This is a genomic window from Paraburkholderia dioscoreae, assembly GCF_902459535.1.
Lineage (GTDB): Bacteria > Pseudomonadota > Gammaproteobacteria > Burkholderiales > Burkholderiaceae > Paraburkholderia > Paraburkholderia dioscoreae.
In genome coordinates this window covers 589,605-613,460 of sequence record NZ_LR699554.1, presented here as the reverse complement: position 1 = coordinate 613,460, position 23,856 = coordinate 589,605, and the positions used below count along the sequence as shown (strand labels likewise).

The 23,856-nt window shown below is 58.4% G+C and carries 24 protein-coding genes and 1 pseudogene; 1 reads left to right on the top strand and 24 read right to left on the bottom strand.

Annotated elements, in window-relative coordinates; genetic code table 11:
* Positions 1–57: 57 nt before the first annotated feature.
* From PDMSB3_RS22890 to PDMSB3_RS22785, 24 genes and pseudogenes are all read right to left on the bottom strand, one after another.
* Positions 58–1,980, bottom strand: coding sequence for an Ig-like domain-containing protein (locus PDMSB3_RS22890; protein WP_232064305.1), 1,923 nt, complete (start codon positions 1,978–1,980; stop codon positions 58–60).
* Positions 1,981–2,659: 679 nt separating this feature from the next.
* Positions 2,660–4,234: a hypothetical protein gene (locus PDMSB3_RS22885; RefSeq protein WP_007176285.1), complete on the bottom strand. Its 1,575-nt coding sequence runs from the start codon at positions 4,232–4,234 to the stop codon at positions 2,660–2,662.
* 4 nt (positions 4,235–4,238) lie between these two features.
* Positions 4,239–4,677: pseudogene (locus tag PDMSB3_RS22880) on the bottom strand (sugar 3,4-ketoisomerase).
* A gap of 4 nt (positions 4,678–4,681) precedes the next feature.
* Positions 4,682–5,035: a GtrA family protein gene (locus PDMSB3_RS22875; protein ID WP_007176283.1), complete on the bottom strand. Its 354-nt coding sequence runs from the start codon at positions 5,033–5,035 to the stop codon at positions 4,682–4,684.
* Between the two features lie 2 nt (positions 5,036–5,037).
* Positions 5,038–5,946, bottom strand: a complete 909-nt coding sequence (locus PDMSB3_RS22870) for a glycosyltransferase (RefSeq protein WP_232064304.1) — start codon at positions 5,944–5,946, stop codon at positions 5,038–5,040.
* Between the two features lie 25 nt (positions 5,947–5,971).
* Positions 5,972–6,922: a GNAT family N-acetyltransferase gene (locus tag PDMSB3_RS22865; RefSeq protein WP_007176281.1), complete on the bottom strand. Its 951-nt coding sequence runs from the start codon at positions 6,920–6,922 to the stop codon at positions 5,972–5,974.
* On the bottom strand, positions 6,919–7,839 hold the full coding sequence (locus PDMSB3_RS22860) for a glycoside hydrolase family protein (RefSeq protein ID WP_007176280.1): 921 nt from the start codon (positions 7,837–7,839) through the stop codon (positions 6,919–6,921). The genes PDMSB3_RS22865 and PDMSB3_RS22860 overlap by 4 nt, the downstream gene beginning before the upstream one ends.
* 3 nt (positions 7,840–7,842) lie before the next feature.
* Complete coding sequence (locus PDMSB3_RS22855; protein WP_165187816.1) at positions 7,843–8,523, bottom strand: acetyltransferase; 681 nt, start codon at positions 8,521–8,523, stop codon at positions 7,843–7,845.
* An 11-nt stretch (positions 8,524–8,534) separates the two neighbouring features.
* Complete coding sequence (locus tag PDMSB3_RS22850; protein ID WP_007176276.1) at positions 8,535–9,287, bottom strand: methyltransferase domain-containing protein; 753 nt, start codon at positions 9,285–9,287, stop codon at positions 8,535–8,537.
* Positions 9,284–10,405 (bottom strand): DegT/DnrJ/EryC1/StrS family aminotransferase, encoded by a 1,122-nt coding sequence (locus PDMSB3_RS22845; protein ID WP_007176275.1) that lies wholly within the window; start codon positions 10,403–10,405, stop codon positions 9,284–9,286. Before PDMSB3_RS22845 ends, PDMSB3_RS22850 begins: the two co-directional genes overlap by 4 nt.
* A gap of 285 nt (positions 10,406–10,690) precedes the next feature.
* Complete coding sequence (locus PDMSB3_RS37685) at positions 10,691–11,440, bottom strand: zinc-binding dehydrogenase (protein WP_197740269.1); 750 nt, start codon at positions 11,438–11,440, stop codon at positions 10,691–10,693.
* Positions 11,441–11,483: 43 nt separating this feature from the next.
* Entirely contained in the window at positions 11,484–11,861 is a 378-nt protein-coding gene (locus tag PDMSB3_RS37680) for an alcohol dehydrogenase catalytic domain-containing protein (RefSeq protein ID WP_197740268.1), read from the bottom strand.
* A gap of 386 nt (positions 11,862–12,247) precedes the next feature.
* Positions 12,248–12,961: a TPR end-of-group domain-containing protein gene (locus PDMSB3_RS22835; RefSeq protein WP_232064303.1), complete on the bottom strand. Its 714-nt coding sequence runs from the start codon at positions 12,959–12,961 to the stop codon at positions 12,248–12,250.
* Positions 12,962–12,981: 20 nt separating this feature from the next.
* Positions 12,982–13,476 (bottom strand): tetratricopeptide repeat protein, encoded by a 495-nt coding sequence (locus tag PDMSB3_RS22830; RefSeq protein WP_232064302.1) that lies wholly within the window; start codon positions 13,474–13,476, stop codon positions 12,982–12,984.
* Positions 13,477–13,771: 295 nt separating this feature from the next.
* The gene (locus PDMSB3_RS22825) at positions 13,772–16,780 is read right to left on the bottom strand and encodes a tubulin-like doman-containing protein (protein ID WP_007176272.1); all 3,009 of its coding nucleotides are present in this window, start codon (positions 16,778–16,780) and stop codon (positions 13,772–13,774) included.
* A gap of 55 nt (positions 16,781–16,835) precedes the next feature.
* Positions 16,836–17,765 (bottom strand): DUF4384 domain-containing protein, encoded by a 930-nt coding sequence (locus PDMSB3_RS22820; protein WP_007176271.1) that lies wholly within the window; start codon positions 17,763–17,765, stop codon positions 16,836–16,838.
* Positions 17,766–17,814: 49 nt separating this feature from the next.
* Positions 17,815–19,266 (bottom strand): caspase family protein, encoded by a 1,452-nt coding sequence (locus tag PDMSB3_RS22815; RefSeq protein ID WP_165187812.1) that lies wholly within the window; start codon positions 19,264–19,266, stop codon positions 17,815–17,817.
* Between the two features lie 4 nt (positions 19,267–19,270).
* A complete protein-coding gene (locus PDMSB3_RS22810) occupies positions 19,271–20,086 on the bottom strand; it encodes a glycine zipper family protein (protein WP_157187678.1) in 816 nt (271 codons plus the stop codon).
* 229 nt (positions 20,087–20,315) lie between these two features.
* Positions 20,316–20,645 (bottom strand): DUF4387 domain-containing protein, encoded by a 330-nt coding sequence (locus tag PDMSB3_RS22805; protein ID WP_007176268.1) that lies wholly within the window; start codon positions 20,643–20,645, stop codon positions 20,316–20,318.
* A complete protein-coding gene (locus PDMSB3_RS22800) occupies positions 20,642–21,202 on the bottom strand; it encodes an amidohydrolase family protein (RefSeq protein ID WP_232064301.1) in 561 nt (186 codons plus the stop codon). Before PDMSB3_RS22800 ends, PDMSB3_RS22805 begins: the two co-directional genes overlap by 4 nt.
* The gene (locus PDMSB3_RS38440) at positions 21,190–21,351 is read right to left on the bottom strand and encodes an imidazolonepropionase-like domain-containing protein (protein WP_405044926.1); all 162 of its coding nucleotides are present in this window, start codon (positions 21,349–21,351) and stop codon (positions 21,190–21,192) included. Before PDMSB3_RS38440 ends, PDMSB3_RS22800 begins: the two co-directional genes overlap by 13 nt.
* A 69-nt stretch (positions 21,352–21,420) precedes the next feature.
* Positions 21,421–21,792 carry an alpha/beta fold hydrolase gene (locus tag PDMSB3_RS22795; RefSeq protein WP_165187810.1) on the bottom strand — a complete coding sequence of 124 codons (372 nt, stop codon included), beginning with the start codon at positions 21,790–21,792 and terminating at the stop codon, positions 21,421–21,423.
* Positions 21,759–22,016: a lipase family protein gene (locus PDMSB3_RS22790; RefSeq protein WP_232064300.1), complete on the bottom strand. Its 258-nt coding sequence runs from the start codon at positions 22,014–22,016 to the stop codon at positions 21,759–21,761. Before PDMSB3_RS22790 ends, PDMSB3_RS22795 begins: the two co-directional genes overlap by 34 nt.
* A 155-nt stretch (positions 22,017–22,171) precedes the next feature.
* Positions 22,172–22,738, bottom strand: a complete 567-nt coding sequence (locus PDMSB3_RS22785) for a TetR family transcriptional regulator (RefSeq protein ID WP_007176242.1) — start codon at positions 22,736–22,738, stop codon at positions 22,172–22,174.
* A gap of 80 nt (positions 22,739–22,818) precedes the next feature.
* On the opposite strand from PDMSB3_RS22785, the gene PDMSB3_RS22780 reads away from it, so the two are divergent.
* Positions 22,819–23,712: an SDR family oxidoreductase gene (locus tag PDMSB3_RS22780; protein WP_165187806.1), complete on the top strand. Its 894-nt coding sequence runs from the start codon at positions 22,819–22,821 to the stop codon at positions 23,710–23,712.
* Positions 23,713–23,856: the final 144 nt, after the last annotated feature.

Sequence of the window (23,856 nt, the reverse complement as noted above, 5' to 3'; positions counted from 1 at the left end):
GATGCGCCGGAAGCGAGTGCCCGGCTACTGCCGGGTACTCGACTGGCACAGACAGTCCTACTGTGAAGGCAGATTGATAACCGTATTGACCATCGTCACCGCGGCGGTCAATGCGATTGCGCGGCCATTGAGCGTCGTGATAACGGCCGTGGGAGGCGTCCCGCCTACCGTCGACAAAGTGATCGACGCATTGGCCAGCATCGTTCCGGTCATCGTGGACCCCGTGCCGATAACAGCACCGGCCGGGACGTACCAGAACACGTTCTTAGCCTGGGCACCATTGACGAGCAATACCTGGATCGGCACCGCTGGTGTCGCGGGTCCGGTCAAGCCGACATTCAATGTCCCTGTACCGGCTGCCGTCTGGAAGACCCAGACCGCATTGGCGTCGCCACCCGCGTCGAGCGTCAGATTGGCTGTCGTGCGGCCAACACCGCCGATATCGAACGTACCCGTACTGGACAGATAGACGCCCGGCGGAAGCGTACGGCCTGCGAGTTCGTCCGCTCCGCCTCCAGCGCCGCCGCAACTCGGACATTGGGCCAGGCTCGAAACATTGATACCGCCCGGCAACGAAGCCGGCGACAGCGAATTGAACGCGGTGGTGGCGTCGAGGCTTGCCTGAGTGACCGCAAGTCCCGGGACCGAATTAGCAGGCGCAGTGAGTGTGTACACCAAACCCGTTACCAGTCCGTTATTGCTGGTGGTAGTCGTAAAGTGGGTGCCGCTCGAGTCGGTCAGCCCCGTGATCTTCGTCGAAGCGGCATTCACACCCAGGTCGCCATGAATTACCGAATTCAATCCGGCGTTGGTGACCGAGGCATTACCACCGAACGAACCAAAAGGCTGGGCGCCTCCCAGTGCCGGTGCCGTCGTGCACAGGGACGAATTGGTCGTGAATGTCGTCACCGAAGCCGATGCCAAGGCATTGCCCGCGAGATCTTTCACACCGGTTGTGACCGTAGCGTTGTAGCTCGTGTTAGCCGCGAACGGGCTGGTTGCGGTAAAGGTTGCCACCTTGCTCGGCACATCATAGGCCACTGTACCTGACAGGAATGTGGCGGGTGTGTTCGACGCAGCGACAGTGAGGGTGGCGCCGGTAATGGTCGACGGGTCCATCGCCTCGCTAAAGGTAACGTTGACCGACTTGTTGGTGCAAACACCGGTCACACCGTTGGCCGGGTTGGCCGATACGATCGACGGAGGCGTCGTGTCCGTGGTGGTTCCCGTGGTGAACGTCCACACAAACTTGCTGACCAGCGCGTTGCCGGAAAGATCTTTGGCAGCGGTCGTAATCGTTGCGGTGTATGCGGTTGCCGCACTCAGGACCGCAGGCGTGGTGGGTGTGAAGATGGCACTTTTTGCCCCCGCCGCGTAGGACACCGTACCCGCAACTGGCGCGCCGCCGGGGCCGGTCAGTGTGAAGCTGGTCGCCGTGATCGTCGACGGATCCATGTCTTCGCTGAAAGTCGCTGCAATGTGAGTGTTCAAGGCAGCGTTAGTGGCACCCGCGGCAGGCACGCTAAGCGACACCGTCGGCGGAGTTACATCTGGAGCGGCCGCCGTGGTGAAACTCCACACAAAATTGTTCTGCAGCGCGTTACCCGAAACGTCCTTCGCGGCAGTGGTTATCGTTGCAGTGAGGACAGTGCCCGCCGGCAGCGAAGCATTCGTGGACGTGAATACAGCGGCTCTTGAGCCAACGGTATAGTTCACTGTGCCGGCAATCGGGGTGGCGCCCGGACCGCTGACGGTAAAGCTCGACGCGGAAATCGTTGCCGGGTTCATGTCTTTACTGAAAGTGACGGCGATCTTCGTCGTTACTCCGACACCCGTAGCGCCTGGCGCGGGCACCGCGGCGCTAACGGCAGGACGGGTCGTGTCCTGAGTTCCACCCGGCGCGGAAGCAGGTTGATCGCCGCCGTTGGAAACATTGTCCGAAGAACCACCGCACCCTGCTACCAACACGATGAGGAACACTGCCGACAACCAGCTCAGCCGTTTCGCGAAACGCGATATGTGATTCATTTGCAACCCCGGTGCGACGACAAAGCCGCTTTATATTCAAGATTTTTCATGGTTCGCTTTTGCATAGTCGGTCCGCAGCGCCGGGAATTCGGTGCCGCTTAAAATAAGTTCGGTTTGCGTGTGGCGCTGAGGACATACCGAGGACCGGGGCAACCACATACCCGAACTGATCCTGGAAGAATCGGACCGGCCGCGAAATGCGCCGGTAATAGAGAACTACATATTGGTAATGCTTGCGCGGCCAGAAGGGAAAAAATACCGAGAGGACATCTTGCGCTTTACTCTCCCGGGGTGCCGCTGCATCTCCCGTGAGGGATCAATGGATCTCTTATACACCTAATTGCTGTGAGGATATCGATTTATCTGACGGTTGTGATCGCAACCGTTATCCGCCAGTTTGCGTCGCGGTTTCAGCTATTGCACGTCGGCATCTATCTTTAGGGGACAGCTCTCCGGGGGTTTGATCTTCAGGTATTCCGGCTCGCTACACGGACGTTGGTGTTGCATTCGCTGCTCCGTCCGAGCCAGTCGATGCAACAAGCGCGACGACGTGCCAACGGTCGGAACGCGATATTGGCTTAGGCTGAAATGCCAGCGTGCCGTTGCGTGCTCCTTGGCACATTCACTCGCGTCAACGCTGGAGCACGAACAACTCGGCGCTGGAGTTTCCGTAATCTCGTTCAGTCGAAACATCAACTGTGCCGGCGCGTCGATACTGCGGGAGCTCGCGGATCGCTTGCACGACGGTCGAGCTACCGGGCAAGTCTCTCTGGGTCACTACGACCACGTCTGCCGGACAACTTTCGATGGCTCGTCTCATGGCTTCGACGTTGAAATGCAGCGTGACAGCCGTGACGGTCAGATTACTGACGCCGTAACACGGTGGACGAAGACCCGTGAGCGGATACAGTATCAGCATTGCGGCACTCGAACTCAGCGTGGCGTTAGCGGGAGCAATGCGTTTGATCTGATCGGCCATGAGCAGATAATTGCTACGCTGAATCGACTCGTCGGCCCAATATTTCCCGTGCGTCTCCTTGAAAGCGGGATAAGTGAGTCCCCAAAAAAGGTTGCGCTGGAATTGAAGCTGGGGCCATACGAGCAGTAAGGAGACGCCAATACACACGCCGCTACCAATGAGCTTTTGCACCCGGCCACTGAAACGGCAGGCGCGCCAACCCAGACTCGTGATACCGCACAGACCGATCAGCGACCATGAGAAATGGTAAGGCAGACCCAGTTTCGAGAGCGGTTCAACGAGCGGAATCAACGCGGCAGCCGCCCAAAAAACGAAAGTTTTGAGATATTCCTTCGTTCTTCCGCGAATCGACGCGACGACGATGCATACCGTTGCCGCCAGACTCATGACCAACCCTGCGACCGCTGCCTGCGCGGCGAGTTGCCCGCTCGACTTGAAGAGCTTCCATCGCAAATCACCAAACGCTCCATACACGGCGCCGGTGTCAACGTAGCCGGATACAAAGCTGGATACGCCACCAGAGCTTCGCAAGGCGATTGCGACGATAAGTATGAGAGATCCCGTGGCCAATCCGCCTGCAATAAAGTACTTCAGCCCGCGAGTACCCCGCACCGCGAAGATGGAGACCGCCCCTAACACAGCGAACAGAAGTAGCGTTTCTCGCAGGAGTACGCCGAGCGCGACGAGTACTCCCATTGCAAAAAATCTGCCTGAACTGGTTTGCTGCCCGGACAAGAACAGGATCACCGCGTATAGCAACGGGCAGAGCGCTATGAAGAAGCTGTTCTTGAATCCATACTGGATGAATGTTGGGTGGTTCAGCAGCACAAAAAACAGCGTGGTGATGAGCGTGCTCGCTATCAGGCTTCCACTTAGGCGGACCGATATTCGCAGCATCAGGACAGCGGCCAACGCGTCCGGAACAATATCAATCAGTCGCAAGGCAAAAATTGGGTTGACTTTGAGCGAGTAGACGAAAGACGTTATTAGCGGGTATAGCATCAACATTCCGTCATTCGGAAGACGCAGGTCTTGCGATAACCGGTCATGGATAATCAGCGCGTAGTATTCGTAGATGCCTTCATCCGTGGATGGATAGCCCCCGATTACCGCCAGCCGCAACACAACAATAACGAGCACGACGAACAAAGCGGCGGCGATCATGCCTATGCGCTGGCGGTGTGTCTCCGATTTTGGCTCTGATGTCAATCTTACGACGCGGTCCATTCAGTCAAACCTGCTTTTGCGTCAGGTCTTTCATCAACGCCAGATAGTCATCGTAGTCCCGGATATAGTCCGCTTCGTTGAAGTTATCCGACGCGAGAACCAGCGCGACCGAGCCCGGGTCGAAATTCACCTCTGCCGCCCAGATCAGCGGGGGGTACATGCAGGCCCTTCCACGGTCGATTCAAATGGATACGCGTGCGGTTCTGGCCGTCGTCAACCTCGACGTCGAAGCTGCCTGAGAGGCAGATGACCAACTGATTCAGCGCATGGTGCGCATGTGCGCCACGGCTTTCGCCAGTGGGAACATCGTACAGGTAGAAAACACGCTGGATCGCGAATGGCACGTGTCTATCGCCTTCGATAAACGTGAGGTTGCCTCGTGGATCGGTGATCTTCGGCAGGTCGTATAGCTTGCAGTCGGCAATGGTGGGCAGCTTGTTCATGGGCCTATTCACGAAAGATTGCGCGGGTGAGAATGAACATCACGGGAACGGTCACACAAATAACGATAAGTGGCGCGACCTGCGCCGGAACGTGTAGCACACGTACGCAAAGCTTCAATATACCTATCCCAATCGCGTAGTTGATCAGATAGACCAGCGGATATGACGCGGCGGTCCGCACGCTCAGGTCTTTTTTGAAAACCCATTTGGCACTTAGCAGATAACCAAGCGCGATACCGGCCGCGTACGTGATTGTGTAGGCCCATGTGTAAGGAAGAAACTCCAGCAAAAGCAGGTAAAGAATATAGGTGGCAAGCGTATTGACAGCGCCCGACACCAGGAATCGCTTGAACCGCATCGTCACCAGACCTGCTCGATAACCGTCTCCGGGCGCCGGTTCGTTTCTTCGAAAATCCGCCATAGGTACTCGCCGATCAAGCCGAGCATGACAATCACGAGCCCGAGCATGAAAGAAATCAGGGCGACGATCGTTGCAAATCCGGGAACGGAAATGTTGTGAAGGAATGCGTTGATCACGACGATCAGCCCGTAGACGAAACTGCACACCGAGATAACCGCGCCGATGCCCGAAATCACCCGGATTGGCGTGATTGAGAAACCCAGCATGATGTCGAGAAACGCTGAGAATTTCTTGGCAAACGTCCAACCGGATTTCCCGTGGCGGCGCGCCGGACGGTGATAGGTAATGACGCTGGGCTCGTAGCCCAGCCAATAAGCAAGGAGCGGCGTGAAAACCGATTTCGAACTGTTCAGAAGGTGCGGCAACAGCGCCTTGTCCATCAGCGCCATGTCGTATCCGCCGTAGGGGTAGTCGCGAATGACGAGTGCCCGCAGCAATATATAGTGAATACGCGAGAAGAACTTCGACACGACTGGATCATCTCGGGTTACCCGCTCGCAAATAACAAATTTGGAACCAGCCAGCCAGCGATCAACCATCTCATTGATCAGCCCGGGCGGATCCTGCAGATCGGCAGCAACGATGATGAATGCGTCACCCGTCACGAAGCGGAAACCAGTCTTTGAACAGTGAACTGCTCCGAAGTTACGGGTCAGCTTGACGACGGTGGTAGCAGGCCGGGTGCTCTTGAATTTCAGGAGCAGTTCCAAGGAATTATCTTTTGAGCCGTCATCGACAAAGATAAGCTCAAGCAGGATATCGCGGGCGAGCAGACTCTGTTCGAGCGTGCCTAGCTGCGCAAACAGGTCGGGCAGGCTTCCGGCGTTGAAATACACCGGAACGATCAAGGATATTTTTTTCTGACTCACAATCTCAAATCACCAATTCGTAATATTCGTGGGCTACTCCACCGCCGCCAAATTCCGACTTGAATCGGAACAGTCCGTCGTTCAGTACCTGGCCCGCCGATTCATTACTCGTTCCAAAGTCGAAATACCGTGCTCCACCAGCGCGGGCTTCTTCTATCGCGGCGCCGAACACCGCGTCTAGCGCGTTGACCTCATTGCTGCTCTCACTGGACGCAATATATTGGGCATGCCACACGTTCTTCGAGCAGAACAGCAGAACGCCCGCGACCACCCTGTCGTCCATGACCGCGCAGCGAAGCTGAATCTCATCGGGAAAGCGCGACGCAAGCAGAGCTATTTCGTCGAGCGTGTGAACCGGAACGGCCTCGTGGCGTCGCGCGAGCGTTTCGGTCAGAACCGCCCAGAATGCAGGCAGATCGCCGACAGACGCGCGCAACGAGACGGCCTTGCATGCCTTACGCCTCGCGCGCTTTCGACGCTCGCTGACGGGCCGCTGGTGCTGCAGATCGATCGTGCATGACAGATCGCATCGGATACGCTGCGCGCCATGACGGAAGAGCGCATACACGTCGTCTTGCGAGGGAACCCGCGCGTAGATAAACGGGACCACTTTGTAGATCAGTCTGCGGATGCCACGATTGCGATAGTGATCCTTCAACGCGCCGATCGCGTCGATCATTCGCTGACCATGAAGCCCCCCGGCGTGGGCAATACCGCCGTACGTTGTGCCCGGGTGACTCACGACGATATCCGGATCGCCGGTTGCCCGCGCCGCTGGAAACAGACCCACCAGACGCTCTTCGTTCATCAGCAGGACGGAGGCGTCTTCGAACCGGTCGCCGTGGTATGACAGAAAGCGCCGCGTGTGCAGCAGCGTTGCATTGTCGCATTCGCGACACCAGTCGTCCCATGCTTGTGCGTGTTCAGCGCTGTAGTCGACGATATTGATGTTCACTTGATCAGTTCCGCAACACCGAAACCCGTCCCGCCGAAGTCATTGCCGTTGTAAAAGCAGAAAGTTTTGTCCCCGACATTGACCACCGCCGAGTATTCAATCGTCTCGTTGTCCCAGCCGGATGCGGAAACATCCAGTCCCAGTTGTTCGTCCATCCGAGTCCAGTGCAGGCCATCGGGCGATTCCGCATAGCCCATCCGGTAGCCCAGTGGCGGCTTCTTTCTGATGCTATAGAACATCTGGTAGCCGTCACGCTTCCTGACAATGTAAGGACGACCCACCCCGTGCTCGACATCGCGGTTCAATTCAAAGACGCGACTTCCCGCGTCGGGCCATACGATCCCGTCCTCGGACTCCAGATAGCGCAGGTCATAGACCGGCATGGCTTTTCCTTCCAGCGTCTCCCATTCGCTTCCTGCGATGTACCACATACGGTAGACGCCGCCTTCAGCCATCACAAAAGGGCCGCATCGAAAATACAGTTCATCCGGCGATCTCTCCAGAATCGGCGTGGCCCGAAGGCGCTGGAATGTCTCGCCGCCATCGCGGCTAATGGCAAGTCCGGTCAGCAGACGATAGCGGATTTGATGGCAAATCTCGAAGCCGACGTAGTACATCGCCAAAGTGCCGTCTGGCCGCGCGAGCACGCAGGTCTGGAACACGCCATTGTCGTCAAAGGCACCCGGCACCCCCACGTCAAGGACAGGGTCTGACGATACGCGAAGCACGCGTGTTGGATCACCGGCATCAACGTCGACGAAGCCGATGCGGCCAATACCTTTTTCGTCCCGCCCTTGCACGTAGATGCGCAATGTTCCATCGTCCAGAAACAGCGGCGTCGGACACGACGCATAAGATCGGGCCCACCAAAGGTCGCCGTTCGGGCACCAGACGACGCCCAGCTTTCTCCATTCCATTTTTTAATCCGCGCGTACTTTGAAGAAGCGGCGAGCGCTTACTCTTGCGGGTTCGCTCTTGACGCCGCCGAAGAGCTTGTCAGGTTCCGTGTCGCTCGAAATCGAAACGCCGGGGCCGATCCAGTTGCTTTCGCCAATGTTGACGTTATTGCTGACCGTGGAGTTGACGCCCATGAAGGTGTGACGCCCTACGGTACAAAACCCGGAAATCACGACTTGCGACGAGATGAAGCAGTGACTATCCACCTTGCTGTGATGCCCGATATGATTGCCGCTCCAGAGCACGACATTGTCCTCTATGCGGACAAACGGCTGCACGGTATTGTTTTCGAAAATAAAGCAATGTTCGCCGATCGATACGTTCGGCCACACGAACGCTTTGGAACTGATATAGCTCGCGGGCTTGTAGCCTTTTGCCTTGCACGTTTCATAAAGGCGAGCACGAAGCCGGTTCAGTTGCGAATAGACAATTGCCGCATAGAAGTCCACCTGCGCGGGCGGATAAAACTCCTCGATCCGCTCAAGCGACACCACCGGCAAATCGAACAGGCGATCGCGCGTCATGAATTCCGATTCAACGGCGAAAGCGACCACGTTGTACTCCGAATCGTGCGTGAAGTACTCGTAGGCAACTTCGGCGAATGCACTGTCGCCAACGATAACCAGATCCCGGGTCTTTTCCATTTGCGTCGCTTTTACGGTCGTTGGATCAGAATGTCTTCGCGGCGATTCGCCATAGGCAACGCTCGCCCTTGTGGCAGCACGTAGGCATCGAAGCCGGCGGATCGCGCCCTTCCGAGAATCGAGAAAACGATCGAGTCGTCGATCTGGTCATGCTCGATCTGATTGAAGCTCACGACCGGATCGTCGTCCGTGCGCATGAACTCCTTATGGAAACGGACGCCCGTTTCACTGGAGAAGAAACGTTTGCGCCTGGACACATTCGGTATGTCGCCGATCAACATCTGGCCTCCCGGCGCCAGCAAGGAAAGCGAATCGTCGAGGAAGCGGAAGAATGGCGCCTCCAGCACGATATATTGCAGAACGCTATAGCAAAGAATGACGTTGGCAGTCTCCCTGAGTCCGTCGATGAGGCCAGGACAATCGGGATAACGTGCTGCAACCTTCGTGATGAACGGCCGATCGTCCAGTTGCTGCAACATTTCCTCGCTATCCACCAAGGTGAGGGAATGGCCGTTCTTCTCGCAAAGTCCGATCAGCATGCCCGGAAGATCGCTACACCCCGGGCCGATATCCAGCACGTTCTGTTCCCGAAGTTGCAGGTTGTCGAGTTTGCCGACGATGTCCGCGAAAATGTGACTCTCGAAGCCTTGACGATATTCGTCCGGAAAGCCGATCCGCTCGTATTTCGACAACGAGTCGTCACTCGCGAGCCGCCGGAAATCGTCGAAGCCGATCTGCGATGTGCGGTTCTTTGGTTGATTCATTGCGCGCACTCACGTTTGAAATAGGCACAAACAGATTCGATGACACGGTCCACCTGTGCCTCCGTCATTCCCGGAAAACACGGCAACGTGACGATCTCGGCCGCGCTCTGTTCCGTCACCGGCAAATGTTGACGGGGTGAAACGGACCGGCCTGTGTAAACGGCCTGCAAATGATCGGGAATCGGATAATGCACTTCCGTTGCGATCTGCTGCTCGCCAAGATGCGCGCGGAACGAATCACGGTTGCGCACGCGAATGACGTAGAGGTGGGCGACGTAATCCGCATCAACGGATGAAGCGGCCTTAACCGGCAGATCATTGAATGCGGCGTTGTATCGCCGCGCCACGGCTCTACGTTGCGAATTCCAGTCGTTCAGGTGCGGCAATTTTTCGCGCAGGATCGCCGCCTGCAATTCGTCCATGCGGCTATTGCGGCCGCCCGCCAGTGCCACGCTGTACTTGGTGTTCCAGCCGTACTGGCGCAGCATCTTCAGCTTTTGTGCGAGCGCCTGGTCCGAGCATACGGCTGCACCGCCGTCACCCAGTGCGCCCAGATTCTTTGTCGGGTAGAAACTGAAACAGCCGATGGCGCCAAAGCTTCCCGCAATACGCCCTCCGCGCATCGCGCCATGAGCTTGCGCACAATCTTCGACGACGGGAACGCCAGCTTGTGCGGCAATCGCTACGATTTCTTCGATAGCGGCAAGTTGTCCGTACAGATGCGTTACGACGATCGCCTTGGGCTTTTCGCGCGAAAGCAGGTCGCGAAGAGCAGCCGGCGACATGTTCAGCGACGAAGCATCGACGTCGGCGTAAAGCGGGTGGGCTCCGATCGCATTGACCGCCGTGCTGCCGTAAAAGCCCGCGTTTGCAACGAGTGCCACGGAATGCTCAGGCGTTACATCCAGAGCCCGTAACGCGAGCTCCAGCGAGTCGGTTCCATTAGCGAGTGAAACGCAGTTATCGACGCCGATATACTCGGCGAATTCCCGCTCGAAGTTTGTCACTTCATTACCGAGAATGAACCAGTTACTGTTCGCTACCCGATTAAAGGCACCCGTCAGGTCGATACCGCGATTTGAAGCTTCAATGGAAAACAGAGGAACCTTGCCGGCCATAGCGCCTGTACCTCCGCAATGTGATTTACGTCATCACACGCGAGCCGTGCAATGACTTCGATTAAGTTGTTACCGTGTGAAGTGTGCCCGAATCAAATCCGGGAAAGTGACGACGGCAATCGCCTATCATAACTCATCGCGAATGTCGATGTCACGGGGGGCGGGATTGGGCGGGCGCCGGCGGGAGAGACCGGAGGAACCTGCGGGCACAATTGCTGACGATCGAGTAGACGCTGGCCCAAGGCCGCGGTGTCGGGTCAAACGAAACATGGACTGATGCGAGTCTCAACAGGGCGTGCTCTCGGCCGGTCCCTCGTCCATATTCACACTAAAACGCTCGGCCGAGTTGTAAAGACGCTCGACTTTCGGCAAGGGCGATGCAGCCAGACGAGCTTCCCATGCAGAGCAATCCGCCGCCGTCGCCCACGCAGTCACGCTGGTAACGCACGATGGGTCGTCAGCCTCCGTGCCCACATAATGGAAACAATAACCGGGCTGCGTCCTCATGCGCTCGGACAATGCATTAATACGCGCGAGGGCGGTTTCCGCCGCACCAGGAAGCAAACGATGACAATTTTCATATGTTTCCAGAATAGTTGAGGCAGGCTTCGATGTCGCCGGGCACGTAGGCGCGCGACCCGATAATGTCCACTTCCCGATGCCAGATGAAGCGCACGTCCACCTCACCGATATGGCCGCGGTGGAACCGCACGTGAGAATGCGTCCGCCGACCGCCATACAACGTTGCGTAGGAATCCAGGTATCCCCGCCGGTAAAGTTCACGGCAACGTCGACACCTTTCTTCCCGCTCGCGGCCCAGACCGCCTTTGCAAAATCCGGGTTCTGAACGTAGTTCACGACGTGATCGGCACCCAGTTCCTTCAGCTTGCGCCCCTTCTCTTCGGTACTCGTGCAAACGAACACCTCCAGGCCGGCCATCTTGGCAAACTGGAGACAGGCTACGCCGACGCCGCCGCTCGCACCGAGAATCAGGATCTTTTCGCCCTTCCTGATTTTTCCGCGCGTGAACAGCATGCGGTGCGCAGTACCATACGCAATGGGCAACGCTGCAGCGTCGTCAAAGTTCGACCCCATCGGGAATGGCGATCAGTTGCCGCTGATCTGCCGCAATGAACTCGCACAAACCCCCGTTGCCATTTTCACCGAGCACGCCGCCCTCGGGAAAACGGGGAAACAGGACGACACGCTTGCCAAGCCAGTCCTTCGACACGTCGGAGCCGACCTCCCTGACGATGCCCGCAATATCGCCACCGGGGATGCGAGGCATTTCGGTTTTCATATCCGGCATCCCACGCATCACGAATACGTCCATGTAGTTCAACCCGCATGCTTTCACTTCGATCAACGCCTGGTGCGCTGCCGGAGCGGGGACGGGCCAACTGTCGTGTTTAAGCTGGTCCATTCCGCCATGCTGTTGAAGTGCGATGACTTTCATCGTCGATGTCACAAAAAACCTCCGCTGTTTCACTGGATCAGTGCGGATCATCGTATTCGACGGTTTTTTCGGACACAAACAAGTAATAAATTAGGATTGATAGCCTGTGATGATTAATTCAGGACTGGATTGGGGATATGGCGTGGCAGAACCATGTCGGGACGTTGCATCGCCGAGGTTCTCGAAAGCGGGATGGTGGTCATTGCCTGGCCGGCAGGTATGACGACATGCCGAAGCGGTCAGTTCTCCGGCATGGACAAAGTGAAGGCGTCGCTGCCTTTGCCCAACAGCCACTGACTGTGCCGCTTCTGCGGTCCGCATGGTGTCGCATCGTTCATGATGCGTATAGCCGAACACGAACGACATGTCCTGGCCTGCCCGTATCGTTAGCGGTAACGTGCGACCAGCGCCTGATATCGGACGTCATTGGCAAGTGAGCCAAACTCAGGCGACGAGTCCAGCCGGGCAACATCCCGGAACCCTGCCTTGAACGCACTATTCAGATGGTCAATGGCTGCATCTGACTGTCCCTGCTTTGCGGCTGCGGACGCCAGCTGATATTCGGCGGCCGATTGTCCATCTGCTTCCGCTGGTTCGCTTGCCGGTTGCGACCCACCTCGAACGCTTTGCGTCGCCAATGCGGTTTGCTCACCAACTGCCGTCGGACCAGAGTGATTGCCGCCAGACTGCGCCCCGGCAACCGGCGCTGCTTGCGAGACCGACTGCGGCTGAGCAACAATTGGAACCGACGACGCTGCACTGGCCAGCGCAGCGTTATCCACTACCCGGCGGTAGTAAACCTTGCCGACCAGAGGAACCTTGAGAAAGACCCGGTCCGGCCCATCAAAGTAAAAGGTCAGGCCGACGCCGTAGGCAAGGTCGATCGTTACCTGTCCAGACTTTGCCTCAAACCCATGCACCGACATATCGACGTCCGTGCCCGGGCTCGAGATTTCCTTTTCGCTGACCACGATCTCGGGCCCGACAGGTAATTGCGCACTAAACACCTGGACGCGCTCCGCACGCCAATGCCCAATGATCGTCGGCGGACCGGATTTTGAACACGCTGCCGCGAAGGCGAGCGTGCTCAAAGCCAGCATTGTTCTCAGCCCCGGTCTCATCACGTAGTCGTGCGGTACTTCTTCACCAGAGCAGTGAAGCGCGGGTCATTGCGAATGCCGTCCAGGTCCGGATCCTTCTGCATCTCGTCGAAATACGCAAATCCGTTCAGAAAGCTCGCTTCGAACTGTTTGAGCGCGTCGTCGGTACGCCCCTGCTTGAGTCGCAGAACAGCCATGTTGTAGTAGACCAGCGACTGCTTGGGATCGCGAATGGCGGCATCGTTCAATTCTTTTTCCGCATCGTCGAGTTTGCCCTGCGACATCTGGGCGATGGCGACCTTCACCATTTCCTTCGCGGCGACCTGATTGCTGGCCGACTCGGCTCCCGATGCGTCGCCTTGTGAGAGCTTCGTATCGCTATCCTTGCGCTGGGCGGTGATGTCCGCCTCGGACGGAGAAATTCCGACGTTCGCGGCTGCGACCGGTGAACTGGCGGACGCAATAGCGACTACTGCGGCCGAAGTCGATGCGGCGCCGTTGAGCGGAGCAGCCACGATCTGCGCAGTTGCCTCTGAGGCCGAGTGCGAACGCTTATAAAAGAGACCGCCTCCGGCGCCGATGACCACGACGACAGCTACGGCAACCGCTGCTCCGATCAACTTCCTGTTTGGACCTTTCGCGATCGCGGACGTCTGCAGCTCAAGCAACGTCGAACAGTCCGGGCAATGGAGATCCTCGCCCGGCGAACGAACGAAGATTTCGCCGGCGTTCGCCTTTTCGCAATCTCCGATGGTGGGACACTTGTAAGTTGGCATGTTCCAGTTTTCAGTCTTGAGTGTTGGATGACTATTATTCGGCGACGGCCTGAAGGCCGATGATGTCCCGGATGGATTGCTGCATCGCGCTCAAGGCCAGATATTGGGGATCCTGGTCGTCGTCGCCAGCCTCGGCGAAACGCGCGGTAGCAAAGTCGATGTAACGGTCGAACAATTTCTGCTTCTCGTCCTTGTGCTTGAGCTCGGCGTCAACGCGCTTGCTCACTTCCCGCTCGATCAAAGTCTGGATGTCGGCGGGAAGCTCATCGTCAATGACGGTTTGCCACGTGCCGCCGCGCAACACCTTCGACGCCGGCAAGCCATTTGCCTTGTAAATGAAAGCCCACTCCTGCTCGCCCGTAGTTTTGTTCTCGCGCTGCCTGATCATTTCCATGAGTCGAGCGACAAGCAGGTATGGTTTGCGCTTCGCCTGCGCCGCCACTTCAGCCGACGACCGTGCGTATAGCGGCGGCAGCTTTTTGCCGTCTCCGTCGCTGTGCAGCAGATGCGACTCGTTGAAGTCGCCGAGCAGTCCGTCGTAGTGGCGCTTTAGCATCGACAGCGTGTCGATGAAACGCACCGGCATGAGCGATGCAATTTTCAGAATGACGATCTCGTTCGAGAGCTTGCCTGGCGCAACAACCGTATCCGAAGCGGGATCCTTCTGCTGTTCGAACAGCGTTGCGAGCCCCGCGTGGAAATCCTTCTGGCTTTCGCACTCCGGCAGGAACACCGCCACCGTGTTCGCCGTACCGCGTGAACCGCCAGCGTTGTTCGACACCGAGCGGTCGACTTCCGTCTTGTTGTACTGAATCATCGTGCCGGACTTTTCATACAGCCCCGACACAAAAGCCTTCAGGCCATTCTGGTTGGCGTCATACTGCTTTTGCAGACGCTCCACGATGTTGACCTGCAGCACCGGCGGCAAAGTTTTCGAAATCTCCGCGTGTGCCATTTCGACGATCGTGGCGGACGTTTGCGAAATCGTGGAAATGATGGATCCCAGCGATACGTTTCGCACGAGCTTATCGAACGAATCGACCTCCGCGCCTGCCAGATCAATGACGGACTGACGCACCTTCTGCGTGCGGGCAATCTGGCTCGGTTCGTCGACCACGACCGCCTTCATGATGTTGCTGATTGCGTTGCGGTCGAAAATTCGCTGCTGATAGATTGCATCCGCACCGGCGAGCCGCGCCGCCTGCTCCTGATGCACCTTCTCTGTCGCAGCGGCAAGAAGCTGGTGCAAATCGTCGATGTGGCCACGCAGCGAGGTGAGTTCGTCCTTGATGAAAGGAACGAGACTGCCGGCGAACTTGTGCCCTTCCTGCAAAGTACGCATTGCGTACAGATCCTGATAGCGGGCGGTGATCTCGGCGAACAGTGCGCCGCGCTTATCAGTCAGATGCTGACCGAAAAAGCCGACCTTGTTGAACTGCGTGGACAACTCGTCGATGCTCTGCTGGACGGCTGCCTGCGAAGCCGGAGCCTTGGTGATCTCGTCGGCAAATACGGCCTGACGCTCGCCAAGCAGTGCAATCAAGGCATCTGTGAACTGGCGCAACTGGATCAGGGAGTGCGTACCGATCTTCCAGCGACCGAACAGCTCCTTTTCGATCTGACGCCCAATATGCCGCGCCATTTCGAGTCGAGCATTTCCCTTGATTTCGTAAAACTTGCGAACGCCGCCAAGCTTTCTGTAGGTTTCGTCGAAGACTTTCGCGAGGCGAGTGTTAAGCGCATGCGTCCAGGTCGTTTGCTCGAGCGTGGAGTCATTTCGAATGTCCGGCGCCACGACGCCAACGACCTGCTTCCAGAATTCATTGGCCGGCTTCCAGCCGCCGCTCTTTGCATCATCCTCGAGGATCCCCACTTCCAGCATCAGATGCTGGTCGCTGAGCAACATGCCCTGCAGCGTATCCGGCTTGCGCGCTTCGCTACCCCAGTCCTTCTGAACAGGCTCGTCTGCGTAACCCTCCCCCTGACGGAAATTGTTGAACATCAACTGCCGGGTTGCCTGCTCGGCAAACCCGTACGCGAGATATTCCTTGATTTCCTGCTCTGGAACGACAATGCGTTCGACCCCGAACGACAGGAACAGCTTGGCGCGCGCCTTGCCGATTCCATCTTCGCTTTCAAAGTTCTTGATGTCGTTTTCGCCCTTCTCCGCGCGGCCGAGGCCTTCCCACTCCTTGTTCAGAGTCTTCTGATAGATGAACTCCGCAACGATCCGAGGGATTTCCGAGTCGATATCGAACTGGATGTTGTGCTCGTTGAGGTTACTCACGAGATAACAACCGTTGAAATAGACATCGTGCTCCATAGCGGAGCCGTCAAGCACATTCGCAGGGTGATATTTGCCGACCGCCATCGCGTTCAGCTCCGCGAGCGCGGCGTAGCCGTTCGCGTAGTAATTCGATGAACCGGCCACATCGCGTACACGGCGGGAATCCTTCTCTGGAAGCAGCGCGTAGATGATGATCCTGTAGCGGTCCTGGTCCGGATACTTGTTTCGAATCAGTGCAACCGCATCGACGACCGAGCCGCTGCCAGTTCCGCCGGCGAGGCCGCAAACCACGTGAATCACTGCCCCAGCCCGCCCGGGGCCTTCCTGGAGCACCCGCATCCGGTCTTCTACAGCCTTGACGAATTGCGATGCATTCTGTGCAAACACAAGTCGGCCCAACTTGCGACGCTGTGCCGCGCCGGCGATACCGGGTTTCACAAAGTCAAAGACACTCTTGGGTTCAACCCAGTCACGCAGCCCCGGGAACGAATTCGGGTCGTCAAGAACCGGACGAACACTGCTCGCCGTATTGATCATGTACTGGCTGCGGGCGAGATCGATCTCCTTGCCGAGAACCTTCCACTCGTCGTGTTTGTCGACTTCGTCGGTGGATGTGTCGACATACAGATACTCGAACCGCGCTTCCGACGCACTGTTTCCCTGTGCATCCTTGTTTCGTTCAATTGTCTTTCTCAGATTGCGGATGATCTTGCCGCCAGACCCGCCGAGTCCGATGATCAGATGGTTATGTTCCATGTCTTCCAGGTCTCTGTTACGTGCGTCGCGAACCGCTTGCGGGCGGTCCGCACGATTATTCGTGCGCGAGGTTGATCTTGAGGTACAGGTTCTGGTCGCTCCTGGTCGTATGTTTCACGACGTAAGATGCAACCTGGCCGCCCGCAGCCGGTGTCTGATCGTCGCTGAAAACGATGCCCTTGGCGCTATATCCGGCGGCGTCCGCTTGCGCGACCTGCGCGGCGCAGCCGGCGGTCTGATCCGGCGCAAACGCGATACCCTTGGCAGCGTAATCAGGCGACGCGCTCGCAAGCTGGAGAGGAGCCGTAGCGTCTGAAGCGGCAGTGGCAGCTGCAATCACTGTCGTGCTCGCGGCCGGACACGAGCCGGCTTCCGCGGTCTGCAGATTTGCCGGGCTGGAAACGAGGTCAGGCGCCGCGGTACGCAGGCGGCGCGTGATGTCCCCATGCGCGCGTTCCGGCGACAGATACACCATGAGCTTTTCCATTCCGGGCTTGTCGTCGAACTGGAAAGAGCCCTTCGCCGGGAAGAAAACAATACCCATTGCATCGACAAAATTATCCTGCGACGGCTGCGGATAAATTTGCGTGATGCTCCCGTCCGGTGCCTCATTCAGGATGTACACGTACGACGGGCGGTTGACCTTGACACCAAGCTGGAACTTCTCGCCGCTCCTGAAGATGCGACGCGTCAGTACGTCGTGCGTCGTGCCGTCGTCGTCTTTGAGACGGACGAAGTAGCTCGCGCCAATCTGCGGAGCACGCTTTTTCTTCTGCGAAACTTTTACCGGCATCGGCACCTGGCTTTCCGGGCTTTGCACCGCTGCCACTGCATTGTTTGCATCCGCGCCCTGCTTTTGCCCGGTACCAACCGCAACAACGGAATCGTTCGCCGAGAAAAAGAGGGACTTCGCGGAATAGGCCTCCTGCGCGATCGCGTGCGTCGTCAGAGCGGCAAGAGAGAGTGCCACGATTGAATATCGCATATTTATCCTCTGGTTTTTCAGGCGCTCGACGAGCAGGCGCCACTGGTAGTTAATTGATTGCGTTCTGGTCGTCTGGAATCGTCGAGTATTGGCGAGGCGTCTGATGCTCCTTGCCGTGGCTCGCCTCGACTGCCTTGATGGACGTGAAAGCACGCGCATCCCGGAACGCGGGACCGAGTTGGCCATTGTTGCGATCCAGATAGGCGAACAGAGACTGTGTGAAAAACGACCCCTTGATTTGCCCCTCACCGGCAATCGGACTCTCGAAGGTGTTTCCTCCCGAAGGCCCCCATGACTTTTCGTTGACGCTCGTCGCCGTGATAATGGTGTAGCCATTGCGGGTGCGATCGATGGTCGCGGGTGCCTTTGCGGTGCCGACTTTGTCCCCCGGGTCGGCGGCAAAACGGATGCCCTTTGACGTGAAATCCGCTGTCGTCCACGAAGCCAGTGAAATTCCCGCACGCTCTTTCTCACCACCATTAGTTTGCAGAATGTAGGCGGTACTTTCATCCCGGATATCGTCGAGCATGTCGCCGCTGTAGCAGGTGTCGATCAACACACGCGTCGAATGGCTCGGCCTGCGCGCGACGTTCTGCACCAATGTGTCAGGAACCGAATGCTTTTGAATGTAGAGATAGAACTCCGTCGCATCATTCATCCGCATCGTGTTTCTGTCACCCGAGTCGTAAGCGACAATCGACATTTTTCGATAGTCCTGACCACCGGGCGTGGGCACTGGCGGCGTGCCGTGACTGGAGATATAAATGAAGACGTCGTCGTTCGGACCGATATTCCGATCAAGGTTGTTCAGCGCCGCCTCGATATTTGCCTGGGTCGCTCGCTCATCCAGCAACGTCGTTACCGAGTAGCCGGCCCGCTTCAGATACCCCTGTACGACAATGGCGTCGTCCCTGCCCTGAATTTCTTTCAGATTGCGCGAATCGGCGAAATGGTTCAAACCCACAACCAGGGCCCGCTTGACGGCAACGCTCGACCTCGGTGGGCCGTCGTGGGCATATGAGTTGAGCGCCTTGCCCGCCGCGACTTCCCAGCGCTTTTCCTTGATGTTCTGCGGGTAGAAGGGCGAGGTGGACTTCATGCCGACAATGGACTGCACAATCGTGAAGGCCTGATCGACCTCGTCCTCGTTCCGGTAGTTGCCGGTCAGCTGGACGCGCCCGGTAGCGTCACGGGATATATCCGCGTACTCAAGGCCGTGCTCACGAAATTTGACCTTGATCCGGTCAAACAGAGGCTGAGGAACGTTATAGGCGCGATAGGCGTTCTGATAGCCCGGCAGGCTACTGGCGGCACACGCGGTCAGCAACAGCGATCCGCACACTATGGCGACGCGCGCAAGAGATAGGTTCATCACGTACAGATAGAGCACAGCGGCACCCGCCCGAGCAACCGGAAACATGCATGCAGACGGACAACGCCACAGGTTTTCGGGAAAAGGCGTCGAACAGCCATGGCCGGCCGGTCGTAACCGGTCGGCCATTCAATTATTCCTTGACGGTGAATGTCTGCGACGCGACTGACGGCGGACGGTCCGCTGCGGCCACGCTGAACTGCACCCGGTACACGCTACCTGCCTTGGCATCGTGCGGAATCGGAATATGCACGGTGTCCTTCTGCTCGCCAGGTTCGAAGGTATGCTGCTCTGACGTCCGCCCAGGGAACGGAACCTCGGTCTCCTTGTCATCCGATACGCTGTATAACTTGCGCTCGATAGTCACCGGTGCTTCCGCACCGTCTGGAGTCATCAGAATGAACGAACTGCTGACATTCGCCTGGCCGTCGGCTTTAACCGTGCCGCCGACTTCCACGGATTCCGCGCGAGTGATGATTCCCTGAGCCGGCTTGTATTTGATAGCCCGCTTGACGTTATCGTAGTCCTTCGTCCGCTGGATATCGGACTCTGGCAGCCACGCCGGATTCTTCTTGAAGCAGGTGTTGACGGCCGTGTAGTACGCCGTCGCAAATCCGGCCACGCCGCCCACGGCCGCGCCGATGAGTGCGCCTTTGACAGCATCGTCCTTTTTGTGAGAGACGAGCATCGCGGTCAAGCCGGTCAATGCTCCGATACCGACGCCCTTGGCTGTCGAGACAATCTGTTCGTGCTTCACGCAGGAATTCAGATCGTCGTTGGCGGACTCCTGCGCATTGGCGCTAAATCCGACAAACAGCAGCCCCGTGGCGACTGTCATGCAGACCGCCGTCTTCAAATGTTTTTTTCTGGTCATCATTTTCGATTGTATTTTTAACGACACACCGCAGCGTCGCCGGCCTGCGACAGATGTGGCTTGGCAGTTCGCCACGACATCCTGTACTTGTGCGAGCGCTCTGCCCTTGGAGCACACGCACGAATTGATTGTCGGCCGATCCTGACAAAACTTTAGCGTTTCAGCTCGAAAATGATACGGTTGGTTGCGCTGTTTGACAGAGGACTCAACAGACCATGAAGGTTTGCTCCTGGAAAAAGGCCTGAAAAAACTGGAAGAGCAAAACGTTTTCGTTTATCGATTTGGTCTCCCTCTCCCCCGAGTTCTATTCGTTCCGAAGCGGTATCGGGAAATCGAGCAGCGGCGCGTGCTGCTGGCAGCCGTACATGTCTGATTCGCCGAGTCGCCCTTGCGGCAACTGGCGGCGCATTGTCACCTTGATCGCCTGGCCGCGCGGAACCGCAAATATCGACGTGATCGCGCTTTCCCGCACGCCGAACAACTCTGCCATCGCGGCCTTCGTAAAACGGCGCGATTCCCACACTGTGGTGAAATGAGCGGCGTCCTCGAACATTACATCGAACGTAAGCAGAAACGGTCCGGCATTCTTGCTGCGAATCACCGTTGCGAGCGACGAAAGCGGAACGGTCGTCATGATGAAAGCGCCGCACCGATCCCCGCATCGCGCGAGCGTGCATGCACCGTGCACATGCGGCCGAGGCGATGCGCTTCCTTCGCGATCGTCGCGAACTCTTCATCCATGTATGCGGCGCCGTCGAGCGAGTCGGGTGTGATCAGCGAATCATTGGAACCGGACACCTTGATCGCATCGACGCCGTCTTTCACCTGATAACGGATCTGCTCGATCAGATCGCTCGCGTCGCGGATCAGCACGCCCACGTGGCCCGGCGGAAATTCCATGCTATTCGGAAACGAATCCTCGAGACCCTGATGCGAGGTGAGCTGCCGCCCGCTCACCGCAAAACGCGGCCCGTCGAACATGCCACTATCGATTGCATCGCGCACCGATTGCGCGACGTTGTACGTTGTTGCCGCGTCGAACGCGCTCGTCACGCCGGCCTGCAGCACCTTCTTCGCATGCCAGATCGCCTTGAGCGCGCGAAACTCGACCGGCGTGTAGAGCGCAAGCTCCTCTTCCGAACGCGCCTCGCCGAAGGAGATGTGAGTGCGCGCGTCGATCAGCCCGGGCATGATGCTGCGCCCGGCAACGCGATTCGTTCGAACGCATCGGTACAAAAGCGCTCGGGCAGCGCGGTTTTTTCGCCGACCCATGCAATGCGCTCACCTTCGATCGCAACCGCGCCGTGCAAGCGTGGTGCGTTTAACGGTCCGTCAATCACTTTGCCCACTAGAACGTAGCCGTGTTTCGCTTTGCTTTGCTTTGCTTTGCTTTGCTTTGCTTTGCCATGTCAGTGACTTCCTGGTTCGCCGCCAAAAAATGCATTGGCCAGCAGCAGAAACTTGCTGGGCTGCTCATACGCGATCGAATGCGAGCAGTGCGCAAGCAACGCGACGTCGGCGTGCGGTAATGAGCGGCTGAGCGCCAGGGTAAGTGAATCGGGCGGAAAGCCCGGATCGTCGCGCCCGTGCAGCATCAACACGTCGGCGTGAATGCGCGCGAGTTCGTCGTCCAGCACGAGCCGGTCGATATAGCGCTGCTTTTCGCCCTCGAACATCGCCGAGAAATAGCGCCGGTAATCGCCGTCGAAGAGAATCTTTTCGCGGGCGGATAGATACGCTTCATCGATCAGCGCGGCGCGGTCGGCGGGAAAGGTCCACACGCGCCGCACGGCTTCTTCATCGGAAACGGCGCACCGAGCGTCGCGGTCGTCATCACTTTCGACACGCGTGCTTCGCTCGCCGCGAGCTTCAGTGCCAACGCGCCGCCGAGCGAATGGCCGATCAGCCCGATCCGCTCGCCCGGCATCTGCGCGATCGCGGGACGCGGCATCGTCGCGACCACGCCTGCGCTCGCGACCGCCGCGTTGAGCAGCGGACAGCTCATCGAACCGTTTCCGCTGCGCGTACCGCTCAGCGACACGTATTGCGTCGTCAGCAGTCCGGCTGCGTCGGCACGTGAAGTGGTTTCGCTCTTTCGCGATTGGCTGCTCGAAGAAGGACGCAATTCTCCTTGAGCATCGCGATTCAACCAACGTCGCTTCAACTGGCCACGAGCGCTCTCAGTCGCGCAAGCGATTCCTTCACGATCTCGCCGTAGCTGCGTCGCTCGGATTCGCCTACCCATTGTGCGAACGCGACCCGAAAGACGGCGATGCCGGCCTCGGCCGCGAGGCTCGCGTCCGGCTCGCCGACACCGCGCTCGCGCAGCGCCTGCGCGAGTGCCGCGGACAGCGTCGCCAGTTTGATCAGCTCACGCTCGCGCAGGTCCGTGTTGGCCGCGATCACCGTGCTGCGCATGCGCGCGAACGGGCGCCGGTCGTCATCGAAGAAATCTCCGGCCTTCGTCAAGGCGGCGGCGAGCGCGTCTACCGCCGATGCCTCGGCCGGCGCCTGGGCCAACGCATCGACCATCGTCTGCTGAAGACGTTCGGAACCGTTGAACAGCACTTCGCGCTTATCCGCGAAGTAGCGAAAGAACGTTCGCGCAGTCAGCCCCGCGCGCTCCGCGATGGCTGCCACGGTCGTCTGTTCGTAACCGATCTCTCCGAACAGTTCGATGGCCGCCGCACGGAAACGGCTCTCGGCATCGGGCTCCCAGCGACCCATATTTTTTCTCTCTTGTGTTGACACAGAGTGACATCGTAAGCCTATACTGATGTCACTCAATGACATCGCGGATGTATCTCATGCGAATTCTCGTCACCGGCGCCTCGGGCTGGATCGGCTCGGCCAGCGTCAAAGAACTCATCTCGGCGGGACACCACGTTCTCGGCCTCGCCCGCAACGACGAATCCGCAGCCAAGATCGCCAGGCTTGGTGCCGAAGTGGTGCGCGGCAGCCTGGACGACCTCGCCAGCCTGCGCGGCGCAGCCACGCTAGCCGAGGGCGTCGTGCACCTCGGCTACAACCACGACTTCTCGCAGATGGCGGCTGCGGCACAGACCGATCGCGCGGCCATCGACACGTTCGCCGACGTGTTGCAAGGCACTGGCGGCCCGCTGCTGATCGCCTCGGGCACGCTGGGGCTAGCCCCGGGCCGCGTGGGCACCGAGGAGGACATGCCGGGCGCCGGGGTCCACCCGCGCATCGCCAACGCGGCCTACACACTGGGCCTCGCCGAGCGCGATATCCGGTCGATGGTCGTGCGCTTTGCGCCGACGGTGCACGGCGCGGGCGGCGACCACGGATTCGTCGCGGTGCTGGCGCGCATCGCTCGCGAAAAGCGCGTTTCAGGCTACATCGGCGAGGGCCAGAACCGCTGGCCGGCGGTGAACCGGCTCGATGCCGGCAAGCTCGTGCAACTCGCGATCGACAAGGCGACGCCGGGCAGCGTGCTGCACGCCGTCGCCGAAGAGGGCGTCGCTACGCGCGACATCGCGACGGCGCTCGGTCAGTTCCTGGACGTGCCGGTGGAATCGATTCCCGTCGACCGCGCACAGGCTCACTTTGACTGGCTGGGCATGTTCTTCGGTGCCGACGCCCCGGCCTCCAGCGCACGCACGCGTTCGCTGCTGGGTTGGGCGCCGACGCACGGGACGCTGTTGGAGGATATTGCGGCCGGACACTACCCCGGGAACTGAGTGCTCTGATATGGCGGGACGCCAGTAGACGGGAAGTCTGGTTTTGCTCCTCTCGCGATTCATCGTTGGTCGTATCGCCAGAGTTCGATGCGACCTGTGAACCCGAAGCGACCTTGGCATCGCGTACCTCGGACAGGCACTTGA

Coding starts and splice junctions, on each gene's coding strand:
- PDMSB3_RS22885 (WP_007176285.1), bottom strand. CDS start 4,234: ATGGACCGCGTCGTAAGATTGACATCAGAGCCAAAATCGGAGACACAC.
- PDMSB3_RS22875 (WP_007176283.1), bottom strand. CDS start 5,035: ATGCGGTTCAAGCGATTCCTGGTGTCGGGCGCTGTCAATACGCTTGCC.
- PDMSB3_RS22860 (WP_007176280.1), bottom strand. CDS start 7,839: ATGGAATGGAGAAAGCTGGGCGTCGTCTGGTGCCCGAACGGCGACCTT.
- PDMSB3_RS22855 (WP_165187816.1), bottom strand. CDS start 8,523: ATGGAAAAGACCCGGGATCTGGTTATCGTTGGCGACAGTGCATTCGCC.
- PDMSB3_RS22850 (WP_007176276.1), bottom strand. CDS start 9,287: ATGAATCAACCAAAGAACCGCACATCGCAGATCGGCTTCGACGATTTC.
- PDMSB3_RS22845 (WP_007176275.1), bottom strand. CDS start 10,405: ATGGCCGGCAAGGTTCCTCTGTTTTCCATTGAAGCTTCAAATCGCGGT.
- PDMSB3_RS37685 (WP_197740269.1), bottom strand. CDS start 11,440: ATGCTGTTCACGCGCGGAAAAATCAGGAAGGGCGAAAAGATCCTGATT.
- PDMSB3_RS37680 (WP_197740268.1), bottom strand. CDS start 11,861: ATGAAAGTCATCGCACTTCAACAGCATGGCGGAATGGACCAGCTTAAA.
- PDMSB3_RS22835 (WP_232064303.1), bottom strand. CDS start 12,961: ATGCTGGCTTTGAGCACGCTCGCCTTCGCGGCAGCGTGTTCAAAATCC.
- PDMSB3_RS22825 (WP_007176272.1), bottom strand. CDS start 16,780: ATGGAACATAACCATCTGATCATCGGACTCGGCGGGTCTGGCGGCAAG.
- PDMSB3_RS22820 (WP_007176271.1), bottom strand. CDS start 17,765: ATGCGATATTCAATCGTGGCACTCTCTCTTGCCGCTCTGACGACGCAC.
- PDMSB3_RS22815 (WP_165187812.1), bottom strand. CDS start 19,266: ATGGCCGACCGGTTACGACCGGCCGGCCATGGCTGTTCGACGCCTTTT.
- PDMSB3_RS22805 (WP_007176268.1), bottom strand. CDS start 20,645: ATGACGACCGTTCCGCTTTCGTCGCTCGCAACGGTGATTCGCAGCAAG.
- PDMSB3_RS22800 (WP_232064301.1), bottom strand. CDS start 21,202: ATGCCCGGGCTGATCGACGCGCGCACTCACATCTCCTTCGGCGAGGCG.
- PDMSB3_RS22790 (WP_232064300.1), bottom strand. CDS start 22,016: ATGAGCTGTCCGCTGCTCAACGCGGCGGTCGCGAGCGCAGGCGTGGTC.
- PDMSB3_RS22785 (WP_007176242.1), bottom strand. CDS start 22,738: ATGGGTCGCTGGGAGCCCGATGCCGAGAGCCGTTTCCGTGCGGCGGCC.
- PDMSB3_RS22780 (WP_165187806.1), top strand. CDS start 22,819: ATGCGAATTCTCGTCACCGGCGCCTCGGGCTGGATCGGCTCGGCCAGC.